Source organism: Paenibacillus sp. BSR1-1, assembly GCF_030403775.1.
In the GTDB taxonomy this organism is placed as follows: Bacteria; Bacillota; Bacilli; order Bacillales; family Cytobacillaceae; genus Neobacillus.
Map to the genome: position 1 here is coordinate 103781 of NZ_JAQMWQ010000008.1, position 16641 is coordinate 120421.

A 16641-nucleotide genomic window follows, 5' to 3' on the forward strand; every position below is an offset into this window, starting at 1 on the left:
CTAACTGACCTTATTTATATCTCTCAAGGCATTGATAAACCGCCATCATATCTCGTTTATTCAACTCACCAATACGATTAAAAATGGGAATATCTGCAACATCCTCCGATAGTAAGCTTTCGGCCACAACATCACTTACTTTCCCAGTGAGCCATGTTTGTACTTCTGCGCCATCGACGATTTCCTTACGCCCTTCCTCATTGATGCCGCTTGCATAACAGCTGACGCATGGTACCGATAATTTATACACACCATCATGGAGATTATCTTCTGAAATGACCTTCTTCCTTTTACAGAATGGGCACGGATGGATTGCTTTAATCCCCTAGAAAAAGTACTAAAGGCATGTCCCCCATCTTGATAGCGCTAAAATTCGTTTCCATTATATTTGGAAACAAATACTGATATTCAGCCTTAGGCTATATGGAAACGAGACGTTTCTTGGATTCTTCACCAATGGTTTGACAAAAGGTAGTTTTACCAGATCCAGACAAGCCAGCAATTCCGAGCGTCTGATCCTCCGACAATTGGCAATCTAAACGGTTAATATTGTTGGCGATCAATTGATTTATTTTCATCGGGAATCCTCTCTCTCTATTCTCTAAATCTAGTATTGCCATGTTAGCCAATTTCAAATGAATCTGCCTCTAGTTTTTTTCGAATCAAAACGACTAGTTTTACTGTGCCGTTAGTTCTTATATTTCTCCCACTAGTTTTTTAAGATCTTCGCCCATTTTGGAGGATGGCCCTTTTACAAGAAAAAAGGCCTAAAAATCCTTTTTGTCCAATACTCTTTCATTTCTTTTGAATATAGTAAAGTAACATTCTAGTAATAGGAGGATGATGTAACCATGACGTCCTTAAAACCTGTAAAATATTTGGAGACTCTATCTGGAGGCGCTGCACATTTATTTTTATTTAATGACGGAAATCGTTATGTAGTAAAATGTAAAAACAATTTCCACGGAACCAGGGAGCTTGTCAACGAATTCGTTGTCGCCAGATTAGGGCAGCTGCTTTCTTTACCTGTCGTACCATTTGAAATTGTCCAAATGTCACAGGAGCAGATTAAGTCTATACCGAAAAAGTATTCTTCCGATTACAAACCAGGCAGCCAGTTTGCCAGTCTATTTATAGATAATTGCATCGGCCTATCTAGTAATCCTCCTCATCCGACTAAAGATGAAATCAACGATCACGAGGTATTAGCCGGAATTTTCGTCTTCGACCATTGGGTGCATAACCGTGATCGCACAAAAAGAAACATTCTTTTAGAGCAGCTTCAGGGAGGCAAATATAATATTCATATGATAGATCACGGAAAATGTTTTTCGGGAGGGTATAAATGGAATGCGGCAACGCTGCAAAAACAAAAAGGATTTAAGAAAGATTCAATCGTTCATATTTGGGCAGTGGGGATGCTGGAAGATTTAAAGATCGTCACTTCGTATATTGAACAAATCCTGGCTTTGCCGGAAGAGTCAATCAAAGAAGTGATCAGAGAAATTCCCGAGGACTGGGACGTATCACTTCAAGACCGAAAAGCGCTTATTACCTATCTCATAGAACAGAAAAAAACAATTGCTGATTCGGTATATAAATTTATAAGGAAATTTGGGAATGTCTGAAAATATATTTTCTCAAGTCTTACATTCATTGTTGTATAAAGTAACGGGTAGCATTAATGGTCATAACGTTAACGTATACATTACAACTTTTTAAATCCTTTCGATGAACAAGAATAGGCAACAACCACAAGGGTTAGTTGCCTTTCTTTAAAATGAGTTGCGCGTCTCACTCAACATGTCTAGAGTGCATATGGCAACACATGAGGGGCTGGTGAGTTTGCTAAGCCAATTAAACTTAAAAGAATTTCTGGGGCTTAGATTGTTTGTGCTAAATCTTATTCCAATGTAACCTTCACACTAACATCCAAATTTTTCATTGTATTATATCCTCTAATATCCAGCCTTTTAGGAATCACAGTTTCCCCAGCGTTGATACTTTGTAACTTTATGTTTTGAACTGTTCTTAAGCATAATGTGGTTTGAAATCAGATTTCTTAATCAAAAATTGAACCATAACCTGCGTTCCTTCCCCTTCTTTACTTGTCACTCGAATTTCCCCTGAATGGGATTGTGCGATCCATTTTGCAATAGATAGACCTAAACCAGAACCCTCTATATGTCTAGTTCTTGATTTATTTCCTCGATAGTAACGATCAAAAATATAGGGAAGGTCATGTTTTGAAATACCAATTCCTGTATCCACTATCTTAACAATGGTACGTGAACCTTTAGATTCCCCGCTTATGGAAATCTCCCCATAAGCTTTGGTGTATTTAAGCGCATTGTCTAATAAAATAACAAATAGCTGTTTTACTCTCTCTTTATCACCTATGATTCTAATTGGCTGAATGTCCGCAGTTAATTGAATATGTTTTAGATGGGCCAGCGCTTTAAAGTCTCTTACCACATGATGAAGGATTTCATCTAACTGGATAGGCTCCTGAATTACCTGTAATTGATCAGAATCTGAACGTGCCAATGTCAGCAAATCAGAGGACATTTTAGTCAGATAGTTTAGTTCTTGTATCGCTTGATGGATGGTCTCACTTTCCTGTTCAATACTACGTTCCGGATGGCGGAATAAATGCTCTAAATTGAGTTTCATTACGGAAAGAGGTGTACGCAATTCATGGGAGGCATCCGCAACAAACTGCTGCTGCTTATCCCATGAATTTCGAATGGGAATTAATGCCTTGTTGGCAAGATAGGTTCCGCCAAGAAGGGCAATAAACACACTTAACAGGGAACCGAAACTAATCACCATAAGCAAATGGGATAACATTTCTTTTTCACGTTTTAAATTATAGATAATTTGTATCTTTTTTACATTATTCCTGTCAACAGACATATTTAAATATTTATATGAGTTTCCATCCAACGAAAGGGTCTGTATTCCTTCCTTATTCACGAAAGAGGAAAAGCTTTCTGCATCCGCTTTAGATAGAGATTGCTGAGGAATTATTTGATTAAGTTGATTTTTCTTATCCCAGAGCAAATAAACCAATCTATGGTTCTCTTCTCTCTCTGGATTTAATTCTTTGCTTAGTATCTCTCTTTCGCGTAGAAGATGTGACTTCTTTTCTACAATTGTTTGGTCCACTTGATGATACAAACTATAGTGCATGTAAAAATAAATCATGGCTCCAAAGGCATTTTGGAGAATAAAAAAGACAAGAGCATTTAGGATGACCAGCCTGAGTTTTGTTTTTTTAAACATAGCTCTAGTTACTCCTTCAACATGTATCCCACACCACGAACGGTTCGAATTACACCATCAAAGTTGAAGGGAGCTAATTTTTTCCTAAGATAATGGATGTAGAGCTCTACGATTGCATCCGTTGTCTCAGATTCAAGTCCCCAAACTCGCTGAAAAAACTGATCCTTCGTTAAGATTTGTTCTTTATTTTGAATCAGATAATAAAGTAATTCGTACTCTTTAATCGTTAATTTTAATGCATCCCCGTTGATAAAACCCTCATGCTGGTTAGTATCCAATAGAATTGGGCCATATGTTATCTTACCTTCTTTTCCAATCTTACCGGCACGACGCAGTAAGGAGCGAACCCTTGCTAAGAACTCCTCAGTCGCAAAAGGCTTTACAATATAATCATCTGCACCTAAATCCAGACCATGGACTTTATCCTCAATCCGGTCCTTAGCTGTAAGAAATAAGGTTGGGGTTTGACAGCCTTTATCTCGCAATTTTTTCATGACCGTATAGCCATCCATGATTGGCAGCATGATATCAAGTGTAATTAGGTCATACTCATTTAATGTCGCCAGAAGATAACCTTCTTCCCCATTTTCCGCCTGGTCCACCTGGTACTTTTCTTCTTCTAATATTTTTGAAATGATTCTTCTTAAGGGCAAATCATCTTCTACAACCAACACACGCATGACTACCCATCATCCCCTATCTTTAGCATTAGTATTTTGTTCATTTTCCAAGAGCTCTATGTCCAGAATTAACTCTTTGTATTTTGGCAGCAGACTTTGCGTAAGATATTCTTTTATTTAAATAATTATAGAGATTTCCTATAAAGGCTCCGACATACAGATAGGTAAGCCCTCCAAAGAGCCCATAAACAATGGTGCCTGACACCGCTACAAGAATACCAAAAATAACCTGGTTTTTGTTTTTTGCTGGAGATGTTGGCGGATCCGTCAGCATAAAAAAGGCAAAAAACAGAGCAGCATTGATAAAGGGCGGACGAAGTGCATCTGATGCATCACCTATATTAAGAAGCCCCATAAAAAACAACAGGACAAAAGAGGTACCCAAATAGGAAAGGAGTTGAGGGTATTTCATTACCCTATCGGTCACTAGATAACCGCCAACCAAAACGAAAATCATCGTCCATACGGGAAGGTCACCAAAAGCTCCCCACCAGCTTTGTCCAGTTTGAAAGATAAAGATGTTTATGAATAATCCAAATGCTGCTGGATTAAAAATGGGCTTTTTCTTATAAACTAAGAGATGCTTAGATAAAATAGCAATAATGGCAGTGGCCGCTACAACTAGTGAAGAGGTTGTAAAATTTAGAATCAAAGAAATAATTAAGCCAGTAATAACGGTACTGTCTCGGCCGATTTTTCGTTTAAAGATGGCGCAATAAATGTAGTCTGTGATCAGTGCTGCACTAACCGAAATGAAACTATTTTTAATTCCCATCCATGTCAGTGAACCTATAGATGCAATGACCAAATAGAGAGTCATCGCAATCGCTACATATCCCTTAGGTGTTTTCATCCATTTCTTTGCTTCCAATTATATCCCTCCTATTCTTTTGAACTGTAATTCTGGTGTGATAAATAATCCCTTTAGTTCAAGGTTTTCCATGACTATCTGCCCTTCAGGTAAAAAGGCGACGGTAGAAAACGCATCTGCCATCATCGCGTATGGGGCAATAACACTGCAGCTCACCCATTCGTTCGGGGAGTTTTTCGTTTTGGGATTCACAATATGATGTCCCTCCTTATTCAAAGGACTTCTCCGCTCATAACTGCCGGAGGTACAGATTGCTTCATTGCAAATTTGTATTGTTTCAATGATTTTACCTTTTAGGTACGGATGCTGAATGCCAATTTTCCACTTGTTATGCTTTTCATCCATTCCTCCTGCAAATAAATCACCGCCCGCATTGACAATAAACCTCTCAAAGTCCTCCAATTCATTAGCGGCCAAGTCGATTGCAAATCCTTTGGCTACAGCTCCTAAATCAATGACCATTGGTTTATTTATTGTTAATGTCCGAGTTTCCGGATTGAGGCCGACGTCCTGATAATTAGCAGATTCATCTGCCTTACTTTGCATTTTCTCACCGGTCAAATAATGGCGATTAAAACCTGCCTTCTCGATTACTTTTCCTATTGCAGGATCAAATAATCCATCAGTTAATTTCGCCATTTCCATCGCAAAAAAAAGAGGCTCGTATAAAAACGGACTAATTTCCACTGGTGTTCTTAGCTTTTGGCATGCCTGCATTAATTCACTCGAACTGGTAATCTACAAACTTGCTCTACTTTTTGAAAAGCTGTGAATGCACGGTTTATCTTTTTTTCTATTTCTTCCCTGTTTTTACTAGAAATCACTTCAATCTCTACGACAGTGTCCATATACAATTTTGTTTTCTTCATCACTTTAACCTTGATTGTTTTTGGCCAGGTCCAGTGCCTGCTGTACCGCATCTTCAAATGCTTGTGTGCTATAGGTTGCCCCCGATACATTCGTCACTTGAGCATTTTGAGTCTGAAGTACTTCATCAGGGAGACCTACCACGTCTCTTTCTGAATAGTGCATGGCAAAGTCGGTTATCTCTACATCTGTAATCTTGTCGTTTTGAATCGTTACTTGAACACCGATCGAACCGCGCCTGTTCCAGCCAGATCCTGTAAATGTGCCTTCTTTATATATCTTGTCCGATTGAACAGCCTTCTGAACAATGTTCGCGTTATCGCTATTCGTTTTATGTGCTTGAATATTTTTCTCAATATGAAGTGATTGACCTTGGGCAACCTGTGTTTCCGTTGTAAAATAACCTGCTGCGTATACTGCTGCAACTGCAGTAGAACAAAGAAGTACCCACTTTTTGTCCTTTTTTTTCATATAATAACCCTCCTGACAACACTATTTTGTTACAGAAAACAGTATATCCAGGCAATCTTAGAATTTTCTTAGAAAAGCTAATAAAAGATAAATAGCATAAGTACAGCACATATATCTTGTAAGACTGATAAAAACCAAATTTAAACATGACAAAAAACCATACCTAAATTTATTAAGTAGTGGCTTTTATTCGACCCGCTTGTTCCCAGCAATAGTAATAAACGTACCCTTCTGAATCACTCCGTCACGCAAAGCAATTTCCACATCTTGTTGAACCTTCAAGTCATGAAAGCTTTGGTCTCTAGTTTGCTTTTATAAAGAACTCCCTATATATAAAAAATGTACCCTTAAGGCTGACACTTAAAAGGTCTGTCTCTAGGGTACATTTTTACTTTTATTAGTTAACTTCTTTTATTACCAATTTCGTAACGGCTTCCACATGTGTAGTCATCGGGAACATGTCCACCGGCTGTACTTCTACCGTTTTATAGCCTCCATCTTCAAGAATACGTAAATCCCGTGCCAAGGTGGCCGGGTTACAGGATACATAAACAACCTTTTTGGGTTTCATTTCAATGATGGTTTGCAACAATGCCTCATCACAGCCTTTACGCGGCGGATCGACAACAAGTACATCTGCAACATTGCCTTCCTTATACCACTTAGGAATTACAATCTCTGCTTCCCCGGCCGCAAACTCCGCATTCTTAATCCCATTCAATTCCGCATTCCGTTTGGCGTCCTCAATCGCCTCCGGAACAACTTCTACACCGAAAACCTTCTTTGCTTTTTGTGCTATAAATAATGAAATCGTTCCGATTCCACAATACGCATCAATAACATTTTCTTCCCCAGTTAAGTTTGCGTATTCAAGTGCTTTATCGTATAGAACCTTTGTCTGCACTGGGTTCACTTGGTAAAAGGATAGCGCAGAAATCGCAAATTTCACATCGCCAATATAGTCATAGATAACTTCATTCCCCCATAATAAAGTCGTCTTTTCCCCTAAAATAACGTTTGTCCGTTTGGCATTGACGTTATGGACAATCGACTTTACTTTTGGCAGGCGGGCGGCAATTTCCTCAACTAGCTTTTTCTGATGTGGTATTTCTGAAGTCTTTGTAATAATCACAACCATCAGTTCACCAGTTTGTTTTCCGTACCTCGCCATAATGTGCCTTAGCACACCTTTATGCGATTCCTCCTGGTAAGCGGGAATACCAAGCCTGCTGCAGATTTCCTTCACGGCCTGTACCGCTTCGTTCACTTCTGGAAGCTGGATCACACTTTCATCCGTATCAACAATTTCATGGCTTCTTGGCTTAAAAAATCCGGCAATAAGCTTGCCGTCTTTTTCCCCCACTGGCACCTGTGCTTTGTTCCGGTACTGCAAAGGGTTATCCATCCCAAGAATCGGGTGGACGATAACATCTTCGAGTTTACCAATACGCGTCAATACCTGACGAACTTGATTTTCCTTATATTGAAGCTGACCATCATAGCTGATATGCTCAAGCTGGCAGCCGCCATATTTATGCTTTTCATCGTTTTGAATATCAACCCTATACGGGCTCTTTTCATAGAGCTCGATTAAACGCCCAAAACCGTAGCCTTTATTGGCCTTGATCACCTTTACTTTTGCTTTTTCACCTGGCAGCCCGTTCGGAACAAAAATCGGATAGCCTTCCACCTTGGCTACCCCAGCTCCGTCATGGGTTAAATCTTCAAAAATCACATCTATGTAATCATTCTTATTTACTGGCAATGTTCTGCTCATTCGTTTCTTCCTTTGCTCCGTTTTGACTAGATGAATTGTATCACACAATGGCGAAGAATACGAAATGAGTCCCCGTATTCCGCTGAATTCAGCATTCATTCCGCGAACTTTTTACTTTATTTCTCGAAAAACCAATTTAATTTCGCGGGATTTCACAATAATACCGCCGATTAATCAATTATTTTCGCCCAAATAAAAAAATAAAGGCAGGGATCATAAATATTTCCTCACACTGCCTTTATTTTTATGATTTATATGAAAATCTCACAATAAATTTGAAGAGCATTTTATATTTACTCACAGAAAATTAGTGTTTATTCGCCAAACTTTCATTTTACTCGCTATTTATCTCTGTTTACTCGCAATTTTTTCCACTTTACTCGCGAAACCCTTCGGCCACCTTAACCAATTTACTTTCCATCCCCAGCCCTTGGACTGCTTTCAAATCCGCCTTTCTTATGAGAGCCGTCACAAAACGGCTTTTTACCCGAAAGACCGCAGCGGCACAAATACACTTTTGCTTTTTTCGGAAACTCATTTCCTTCCGCATCGATTAATTGGAAGTCACCGGTTACGGCAAGTGGACCATTGTCAGAGATCTTAATTTGATTTTCCATTTCTATCAGTCTCCTAACTTTTTATTAATGAAAGAAATTCAGCCCTTAGTTCAGCTCGTTCTTCAAAGACTCCAGAAATGCTGGTAGTCGTTGTCAAGGCATCTGATTTTTTTGCTCCCCTGCTGCACATACACATGTGTTTAGCTTCAATGATGACAAACGTCCCTTTCGGCTCCAAAATTTCATCCATAGCTGCGGCAATTTGGGTTGTCAGTCTCTCTTGCACCTGGAATCGTTTTGCATACCCATCCACCACGCGAGCAATCTTAGATAAACCTGTAATTTTTTCTCTCGGGATGTAGCCTACATGGGCAACACCATAAAACGGTGCAAAGTGATGTTCACACATCGAATAAAACTCGATATCCTTAATTAAAATCAAGCCCTTTTGATGAATGTCAAATGTCTTTTCCAGGTGAAGCCTTGGGTCCTCCTGATACCCTTCTGTGTATTCCAGGAATGCTTTAAGTACTCTGAATGGTGTTTCCTGCAATCCATCCCGATCAGGGTCATCGCCGCAAAGTTTGATTAATTCTCTTATGGCATTAGTAATTCTATGAACCTCCATGATATTTTCATTCATATCTTCCACTATAGGAGTAAATAATTTTGGGAATTTCTCACTTAATTTAAGCAATTGCTCTCGAGTCATTACCACACCATTCCTTTGTTATGATTAGGACTCTTCATCCTCCATGATGATACAGGGAATATTACTATCAACAGGTTCATTTATTTGCACATGAAATGCGCAACAGCCATCCCCATTCTGAAGGCGCTGCACTCTATTTACGCTGCATCCAAGCAAATGGGTGAGAACTGATACGGTAACACTGCAAAGAATAGGCCGCTTTAAGGCCACATTGTGAAAAGGGCAATTCCTCTCAATCAGATAATAATCGTTACCCTTTTGAACAACTTCCATATAAAAGTCATTTTTCATGTAAAAATCCTTTAGTGCATTTAACCTTTCGATGGTAGTTAAGCCCGCCAATTTCGGTTCCCATTCACGAACTCTTTCATCAATCATTGCAGAAAGCACTTGTTTAAGTGCCGGCTTCCCAAGGTGATTGACCATTGTATCAAGAACCTCGATTGTTAAATGGTCGTAATTTTTTTCAAACAAATGCTCTCCTGCTGTGGTTAGACGATAGCGGATATGCGGACGGCCAATGCCATTATTTTTTTCAGCGAAACGGCTGACCCAGCCATCCCTTTCTAATTGCAGCAGGTGCTGACGAACACCCTCACCAGTTATGTCCAGCACCGACGCTATTTCACTCATGGAGGCTGCTCCATTACTTTTTATGACATGAATAATCCTCTGCCTCGGTTCTGATAAATGTTCAGCTTGGAAACTCAAGAATTCCCCTCCCCGCTGTTCTTTTTACAAATATATTCATGAATTTAAATAATAGTTCAAGTTTTTTATTGATAAAGTTGATTAATCGAATTAAAATAGCCCAATCTAATGATTAGGCTCAATAGTACCATTTTTTAAATCTGCGTTTAACATTATACACAAGAAGGTGTGCCGTAAAATTGGATATTAAACACTTACAATACTTTATAGAAGTTTCAAATTATAATAGCTTCTCACGTGCCGCAAATCATTTATTTATTACACAGCCTACCATTAGTAAGATGATCAAAAACTTAGAAACGGAACTTGGAGTCGCCCTTTTCGATCGTTCTCGAAAGCAATTAACCTTAACTGATGCAGGGCGAATCATTTTAGAGCAAGCAAAACTTATTGACAAAGCATTTAAGAATTTAGAAATGGAATTGGATAACCTTACAGGACTGAAAAAAGGGCATATTCGCATCGGCCTGCCGCCTATATTTGATGCCCACCATTTCCTTAAGATTGTGGGGAGTTTTCACGAAAGATACCCAGGGATTACCTTCCAATTGGTTGAGGAAGGCTCAAAAAAAATAGAGGAAAATGTTGAAAAGAATCTTCTGGATGTCGGTGTAGTGGTTCTTCCAACTAAGAATGAGATATTTGAGCATTTTTCTTTTATGGAAGAAAACCTTAATCTTATTGTGCACGCTTCACACCCTTTAGCAAAGAAAGAGGAAATCAATTTAGCGGAATTGGCAAATGAGTCGTTAATTTTGTTTAATAAAGATTTTGTCCTTAACGATCGAATCATTTTTGCTTGTAATAGTGCTGGCTTTAATCCACACATTATTTCGGAAAGTTCACAGCGCTCTTTTATTGAGGAAATGGTCGCAAGTAAATTTGGAGTTTCGCTCTTACCTGAAAGTATTTGCCATCATTTAAATAAACATGTACGTTCGGTCAGAATTGTAAACCCGACTATTGGTTGGAACCTCGGGATAATCTGGGGGAAAAATCAATACTTCTCCTATGCAGCAAAAGAATGGCTTGAATTTATGAAAGACCAGCTTTCAATTTGTTATCAAAACGATTAAAACAGTTCATTTTTGTGAACTGTTTTTTCTTTCTATCTATATATACATTGCATAGTTGAAAGCATTTACATAGATAAAAGCTATACGATTGATGAAATATAACCATTTTACTAATGTTTCAATGCGGCTTACACTTGTTTCAGACAAGAAAAACCTTTTAATAACGTGGATATAGTTTTTACTAACTAAAATCCAAGCATGAAAGGATGCAACCAATGAAAGCAAAAAAAGTAAAAGAAAGCCGCATTGTTAATACAGCTCAAGTATTATCCTGCGATTTAAATAATTACAATACATTGTTTGGCGGCGTTTTGATGAAAAAACTAGACGATGCCGCGACATTATCAGCTCGCCGTCATTCGAGAGTGAAAGAATGCGTGACGGCCTCAACAGACTCAATCGATTTTTTATGCCCTATTCATCAAACAGATTCTGTTTGTGTTGAATCGTTTGTAACTTATACAGGAAAAACCTCGATGGAAATTTTTTGTAAGGTTATTGCTGAGGATATCATGACTGGCGAACGCCGCATTGCTGCTACTGCATTTTTGACTTTTGTAGCCTTAGATGAGAATAAACAGCCCGTAATCGTCCCAAGTATCATCCCCGAAACGGATGAAGAAAAGTTTCTATACCAAACAGGTAAGGAAAGGGCGGAAATCCGTAAATTAAGAAGAAAAAAGAGTAAAGAATTAGCAGCGTATATTTCAATAGAAAAGCCTTGGGATAAATAAAGGAGGAGCATCTATGATTACTTTATCTAATATAGAAGAATTAAAAGCAGCCAAAGAAAGTATCGAGTACCTAAAAAAAGACTATCCAAACCTTTTTGAAAAACTGTTGGAAGTAGTTAATCTTACCCGTGCATTCCAATTTAAATATCATTACATGGGATGTTTAATAATGGATGAAGATCCTGGTCAATATTCCCCCAATTTTGTCTATGGCTCAGTACTCCGTTTATATAAAAAGGAATTACAAAGAGTAAAAAATGATGTTGATTCCGAAGTACTGAAACAATTTTTCGATAAATTTAAAGGTATTGGATATGCAAAAATCAGCCTTTTAGCACTAGGGAATACTCCTGAGTCTTTATTAGGTGCCTCTAGTATTCAATAATTTTTCCCCAATATAAAAAAGGACTGTTGCAACCAGTCCTCTTCTCAATTTTTTCTTTGTTTTTGGAGTGTCAAAAAGAATTGGTTGAATTCAGAATTAATCTTCTCATTTAATGGTTGATACATCTTAAACATAGTATTGATTTCAGGCTCAGAGTAATTTTCTGAATAAATCCTGATTCTTGCATCTGTTAAATTTTGTAATTGATTTACACTTTTTTTCATTCTGTGTACACTATCTTCAATTGTTTGGTGATCTATTATGTTGAATTCCGCCTTTAACAACTTAAGAAAAGATTGTAAATAGTTTGTAAGTGCCATTTGCATGTAGGGAACCGACCTTATTGATTTTATGACTTTTTCATCATTATCTAGGCTGTTCAATTCAGATCACTCCTTTATTCCTTGTTAAATCAGCTATCTTTTGATTTTGTATTTGCTTTTGGCAATTCTACACTCTCGTACCGTCGTACTTGCAAATTTTCTTATCAGCTGCTCTTATCTTTTTCTAGGTCCTTTTTTACCAGTCTTGCCGCTGCTGCCTGAACTGCCACTGCTGCCTGAGCTGCCGCTGCTGCCCGAGCTGCCGCTGCTGCCTGAGCTAATAAATGAACTGCTTTCCTCTTCGTGTTCTGGCATCTCTTCCTCGATGAAATCTATAACATTCTCTAATTTTTTTAGTAAAAGCCACTCTTTCATCACAATAGTTTCAAGCAGCCGGTTGACGCCATTATTAAATTTAATAATATCTCCATTCCCTGGATGGGTAGGGAAATTCAAATTTTTTCCTACAAATGCTTGGATCTTCTCTGCTTCCGCATTCATAATGTGGGACAAAGCAATTTCCTCTAACGCAATCGACTCAAGCAAATCAATGACTACTTCTTGCTTATTGGGGCGATGCGGTTCTTGTGGGATTGTGGGCATACCCATTTGAGAAAAACCTCCTCTAAACAATTTGCTTTCTCATGTAGTCTATGCCCAAATAGGTTAGGTGGAACCATTATGCCAAGCCTAAAATTGTCAAAAAATGCTCGGAAAGAAATCATTATTTTACATGGAAAATTCTTTACGCGAAAAAGACTTTAAATTAAAACAATAGACTTCCAAATGCAACTATTAATTGAAAATATAATAAAATTGGCCATGAAAAAATCATTCATGGCCTGTTTCACTACTCTGTACAATAGAGCAATTATTCATCACTTTTTATCATCGCTAGAGGAATCTATTTGATTTAAAAAATCAAGAACATTTTCAAATTTAAATTGAAGTAACATTTCTTTTTTGACGATTGTTTGAAGCATTCTTTCTACGGATTTGTTTGCATCTAATAACTCTTCTAAACTCTCTGCCTTTATATCTGAGTTTATTAAATCCCCATCATCATCAACAAGTGTACCAATTACTCCTTGAAGCTTTTCCGCTTCTGCATTAATTAAATGAGCTAAGCCTAGTTCTTCAAAAGCAATAGAAGCAAGAAGCAAAAGCGCTACCTGTTCAGAATCAAGACCCTCAATTGGATTTATATCTTCTGGAATATTAGGAAAAGACATGACATCCACCTCCCTTTTTGGATACTACATTACATTATTCTAATTTGCCTAGATTGTCTGGACGTTTTGAGAAAATTAATTGTTAAAAAACATCTCAGTTTATTTTTATAAAAATTGAATCATCGGTTCGAGCTGGTTTTCCCACACCCATTTAGGACTGTAACGCTGTCTGGCCATTGTTTTAGCTTTCAGCATGGCATTCTCCCTCATCCTATTCACAATGATATTAGCATGTTCGGAAAGGTACGCTTCTTCTGAGGGGTTATAGGTTTCCTTCGTATCAAAACCAAAGTTTCTAGCATCCCATTTCATGAAATAGGCATCCAAATTTTTCCCTAATTCCTCTAAAGCAGGTACTTTTTCATTCAAAACGAGGAAATTCCCTTTGCTGGCAGCCTCTAATACGGTTAAACCGAACGACTCTGAAAAGGATGGGCATATAAATAAATTTGATAAACTAAATAATTCCATAACACCTTTTCTTGGAAATCCATTTTTAAATTCCTTTATATCTGAAGTGAAAAATAAATCACCTTGGCTTAATCCATAGACTGAACCTTGTAAACGAATTAGAGCTTTATAGGTTTTAGGAGCGATATCCATGCTTGGAAAATCACAAAATATGACTTTGACACTCAGTTCTGATTGTTTTTTTATGGCACCAGCCAGCATAGCTACCTTTTCAAACTTTTTACCAGTGGTTAAACGTCCAGGGTAAACGATTAATATATCAGGGCTAAGTAAATCAGTTTCTTTTTCAAGAATCTTAATTTCATCGCTTACAAAATTTAATAAATCCAGACTGTTATTTACGACTCTACATCTTCCTTCCGGGACATTGTATTGTTTAGCGAGAGCCGGAATTCCCGATTGTGTTGGATATACATACAACGTATTTGGCATGGAAGAAAAACGTGCTGAAAGCGGCCAATTGGAATTAGGAGGACGATTCACAGGGGCAGAATGTGTAAAGGCAATAAATTTCACTTTCGGTAATCGTTCCTGGGCTTTTCTAATGGCTACATTATGGACTAAATGCCAACCTTGATAATGAATGTCATGCATAATACAGACATCGACGTCTTCAAGGTTTTTAACAAAATCTTCTGCGATGATCTCCGCTTCATTAAAAAAAGTATCATGTACTTTTTCCTTTGGTTGGGAATAATCTCGCCAATGTATTTGTTTTCCATCTATTTGGTTTATAATTTTTACCCATTCAATCCGTTCATCTAAAAAAACTCCATATCGCTCCTCAAGTGGACAGGTTTCGCTCACGAGTACTTTTGGCTTTAACCCAGAATCTAACATCATCCGGAGCTGTTCAGCTACTACATTTACTATAGAGTACGTACTAGTAAGGCCATTAAACATGGTAAGCAAAGCAATTTTCATTAAAAAAATTCCTCCTTGCGTGAGATTAGACATTATACTATATACTTGGAAAGGGCTACCGGTGAACATAAATGAGGAAGTATTGTAAATTGAAGTAACATAGGTTTTTTATTTACACATTTGTTGATTGAAAAAGAAAAAGAGGCATCCAAAAAGATCATATTTTTGAATGCCTCTTTATATCGATGTTTAAGTTGTTGATTATGTTGTTGTACTAGTTGGTCTTGAAAGAAATTCAAGAACATTTTCAAATTTAAATTGGAGTAACATTTCTTTTTTGATAATTGTACGCAGCATTTTTTCAGCTGCACGGTTAACTGCTAATAACTCATCAAAACTTCCAGCTTGAATTCCTGTTCTTACTGGTTGTCCATTTATCACAAGCGTACCAATAGCTGCTTGAAGCTTTTCTGCTTCAGCATTAATTAAATGGGCTAGTGCAAGTTCTTCAAACGCAATGCTAGCAAGAAGCAAAAGCGCTACCTGAGTAGAATCTAAACCCTCAATAGGATTTATCCCCCCTGGAGGGGTATTAGGAAAGGACATATAAGTTTTCAACTCCTTGTATTTTTTACTTACTATGATAGGTTATTCAAGAGTTGTCCTATTTGTTTAGGTGGTTCACCTATGAAAAAGCACTTTTATAAAATGGAAATGTGGTTGTATGTCATGTGAAAATGATTATATCTTCATTGAAGAAACAACGACACTCCGATTAAAGCAATATCGAAGTGTCATTGTTACATAAGAATCTAAGGTACTGTTGTTAGGTGCAATTCCAAGTGCCACAAGAACATCCTCTAGTTCCTTGCACCACTTAAACTATTACATTCTGAACATGTACACAAACTGGTCGGCCTTGAAGAAAAGTTGAATCAAAAGCAGTTGATGGGGAATCAATATTAAACCTACCAACTTCGCCATTTCTTAATCTAGAGTTAGGCAATACACGTTCAAATTTATATCTGAAATCACTGAACTGATTACAAGTCGCTGGTTGAACCCCATCAGGATCAGAATCGAAACTCCACGGTAAATTTGGAGGTGGGGGTGGGGGTATACGCGGGCCTGTATTAGCCCCATTTCCCGTAATATCATCAATAAATTTACCAGTCAATTCAAAGAAAAATTGATCAATTAACGTGCTAGAGAGATCTGCATTAATTCCAGAAGTATTTGTTACCATAAATGTAATAGAACCATCAATAGGATTAATAGTTGCTGTTACCGTAGCGCTAATCGCTCGACCTAGGACTGTTCCTGTTAAAAAAGCAGTACAACTTGTTGCTGTTGTGCAATTAAATGTACCACAAGCACATCCGCTTCCTACTTGTGTTGTTGTTGTTGATGTTGATGTAGTAGAAGTTGTAGTTGATGTCGATGTCGATGTCGATGTCGATGTCGATGTCGATGTCGATGTCGATGTCGATGTCGATGTCGATGTCGATGTTGATGTTGATGTTGACGTTGATGTTGATGTTGATGTTGATGTTGATGTTGATGTTGATGTTGATGTTGATGTTGATGTTGATGTTGATGTTGATGTTGATGTTGATGTTGATGTT

General features: G+C 37.8%; 19 protein-coding genes and 2 pseudogenes. 5 read left to right on the forward strand and 16 right to left on the reverse strand.

The window, feature by feature from the left end:
- Positions 1-10: 10 nt before the first annotated feature.
- Positions 11-322: pseudogene (locus tag PH210_RS14145) on the reverse strand (hypothetical protein); the annotation flags it as partial.
- A gap of 1 nt (position 323) precedes the next feature.
- Positions 324-578 (reverse strand): annotated as a pseudogene (locus PH210_RS29925) (ATP-binding cassette domain-containing protein); the annotation flags it as partial.
- Positions 579-851: 273 nt separating this feature from the next.
- Here PH210_RS29925 and PH210_RS14155 point away from each other — a divergent pair.
- Positions 852-1628, forward strand: a complete 777-nt coding sequence (locus tag PH210_RS14155) for a HipA family kinase (protein ID WP_289986324.1) — start codon at positions 852-854, stop codon at positions 1626-1628.
- Positions 1629-2031: 403 nt separating this feature from the next.
- Here PH210_RS14155 and PH210_RS14160 read toward each other — a convergent pair whose 3' ends face one another.
- The 9 genes from PH210_RS14160 to PH210_RS14200 all read right to left on the reverse strand — a co-directional run bounded on the left by PH210_RS14160 (position 2032) and on the right by PH210_RS14200 (position 9931).
- The gene (locus tag PH210_RS14160; RefSeq protein WP_289986326.1) at positions 2032-3285 is read right to left on the reverse strand and encodes a sensor histidine kinase; all 1254 of its coding nucleotides are present in this window, start codon (positions 3283-3285) and stop codon (positions 2032-2034) included.
- 8 nt (positions 3286-3293) lie between these two features.
- Positions 3294-3965: a response regulator transcription factor gene (locus PH210_RS14165; RefSeq protein ID WP_289986328.1), complete on the reverse strand. Its 672-nt coding sequence runs from the start codon at positions 3963-3965 to the stop codon at positions 3294-3296.
- A gap of 40 nt (positions 3966-4005) precedes the next feature.
- On the reverse strand, positions 4006-4836 hold the full coding sequence (locus tag PH210_RS14170) for an RnfABCDGE type electron transport complex subunit D (RefSeq protein ID WP_289986330.1): 831 nt from the start codon (positions 4834-4836) through the stop codon (positions 4006-4008).
- Complete coding sequence (locus PH210_RS14175; protein WP_289986331.1) at positions 4837-5553, reverse strand: FAD:protein FMN transferase; 717 nt, start codon at positions 5551-5553, stop codon at positions 4837-4839.
- Positions 5554-5709: 156 nt separating this feature from the next.
- Positions 5710-6174, reverse strand: a complete 465-nt coding sequence (locus PH210_RS14180; protein ID WP_289986333.1) for an FMN-binding protein — start codon at positions 6172-6174, stop codon at positions 5710-5712.
- Between the two features lie 397 nt (positions 6175-6571).
- Positions 6572-7951 carry a 23S rRNA (uracil(1939)-C(5))-methyltransferase RlmD gene (rlmD, locus tag PH210_RS14185; RefSeq protein WP_289986334.1) on the reverse strand — a complete coding sequence of 460 codons (1380 nt, stop codon included), beginning with the start codon at positions 7949-7951 and terminating at the stop codon, positions 6572-6574.
- A gap of 410 nt (positions 7952-8361) precedes the next feature.
- Positions 8362-8568, reverse strand: coding sequence for a CDGSH iron-sulfur domain-containing protein (locus tag PH210_RS14190; protein WP_289986335.1), 207 nt, complete (start codon positions 8566-8568; stop codon positions 8362-8364).
- Between the two features lie 13 nt (positions 8569-8581).
- The gene (folE, locus tag PH210_RS14195; RefSeq protein ID WP_289986438.1) at positions 8582-9151 is read right to left on the reverse strand and encodes a GTP cyclohydrolase I FolE; all 570 of its coding nucleotides are present in this window, start codon (positions 9149-9151) and stop codon (positions 8582-8584) included.
- A gap of 93 nt (positions 9152-9244) precedes the next feature.
- On the reverse strand, positions 9245-9931 hold the full coding sequence (locus PH210_RS14200) for a helix-turn-helix transcriptional regulator (protein ID WP_289986336.1): 687 nt from the start codon (positions 9929-9931) through the stop codon (positions 9245-9247).
- Between the two features lie 179 nt (positions 9932-10110).
- On the opposite strand from PH210_RS14200, the gene cidR reads away from it, so the two are divergent.
- From cidR to PH210_RS14215, 3 genes are all read left to right on the forward strand, one after another.
- Positions 10111-11007 (forward strand): cidABC operon transcriptional activator CidR, encoded by an 897-nt coding sequence (cidR, locus tag PH210_RS14205; RefSeq protein ID WP_289986337.1) that lies wholly within the window; start codon positions 10111-10113, stop codon positions 11005-11007.
- A 215-nt stretch (positions 11008-11222) separates the two neighbouring features.
- Positions 11223-11741 (forward strand): acyl-CoA thioesterase, encoded by a 519-nt coding sequence (locus PH210_RS14210; RefSeq protein WP_289986338.1) that lies wholly within the window; start codon positions 11223-11225, stop codon positions 11739-11741.
- A gap of 13 nt (positions 11742-11754) precedes the next feature.
- Complete coding sequence (locus PH210_RS14215) at positions 11755-12126, forward strand: hypothetical protein (RefSeq protein WP_289986339.1); 372 nt, start codon at positions 11755-11757, stop codon at positions 12124-12126.
- Positions 12127-12170: 44 nt separating this feature from the next.
- Here PH210_RS14215 and PH210_RS14220 read toward each other — a convergent pair whose 3' ends face one another.
- The 5 genes from PH210_RS14220 to PH210_RS14240 all read right to left on the reverse strand — a co-directional run bounded on the left by PH210_RS14220 (position 12171) and on the right by PH210_RS14240 (position 15622).
- The gene (locus PH210_RS14220) at positions 12171-12509 is read right to left on the reverse strand and encodes a hypothetical protein (protein WP_289986340.1); all 339 of its coding nucleotides are present in this window, start codon (positions 12507-12509) and stop codon (positions 12171-12173) included.
- Positions 12510-12623: 114 nt separating this feature from the next.
- A complete protein-coding gene (locus PH210_RS14225; protein ID WP_289986341.1) occupies positions 12624-13058 on the reverse strand; it encodes an alpha-helical endospore appendage domain-containing protein in 435 nt (144 codons plus the stop codon).
- 269 nt (positions 13059-13327) lie between these two features.
- Positions 13328-13681 carry an alpha-helical endospore appendage domain-containing protein gene (locus tag PH210_RS14230; protein WP_289986343.1) on the reverse strand — a complete coding sequence of 118 codons (354 nt, stop codon included), beginning with the start codon at positions 13679-13681 and terminating at the stop codon, positions 13328-13330.
- A gap of 105 nt (positions 13682-13786) precedes the next feature.
- Complete coding sequence (locus PH210_RS14235; RefSeq protein WP_289986344.1) at positions 13787-15076, reverse strand: glycosyltransferase; 1290 nt, start codon at positions 15074-15076, stop codon at positions 13787-13789.
- Positions 15077-15277: 201 nt separating this feature from the next.
- Positions 15278-15622, reverse strand: a complete 345-nt coding sequence (locus tag PH210_RS14240; RefSeq protein WP_289986345.1) for an alpha-helical endospore appendage domain-containing protein — start codon at positions 15620-15622, stop codon at positions 15278-15280.
- A 596-nt stretch (positions 15623-16218) separates the two neighbouring features.
- Between PH210_RS14240 and PH210_RS14245 the strand changes: the two genes are divergently transcribed.
- Positions 16219-16641, forward strand: a 423-nt coding sequence (locus PH210_RS14245) for a hypothetical protein (RefSeq protein WP_289986347.1), incomplete at its 3' end; no start/stop codon positions are given.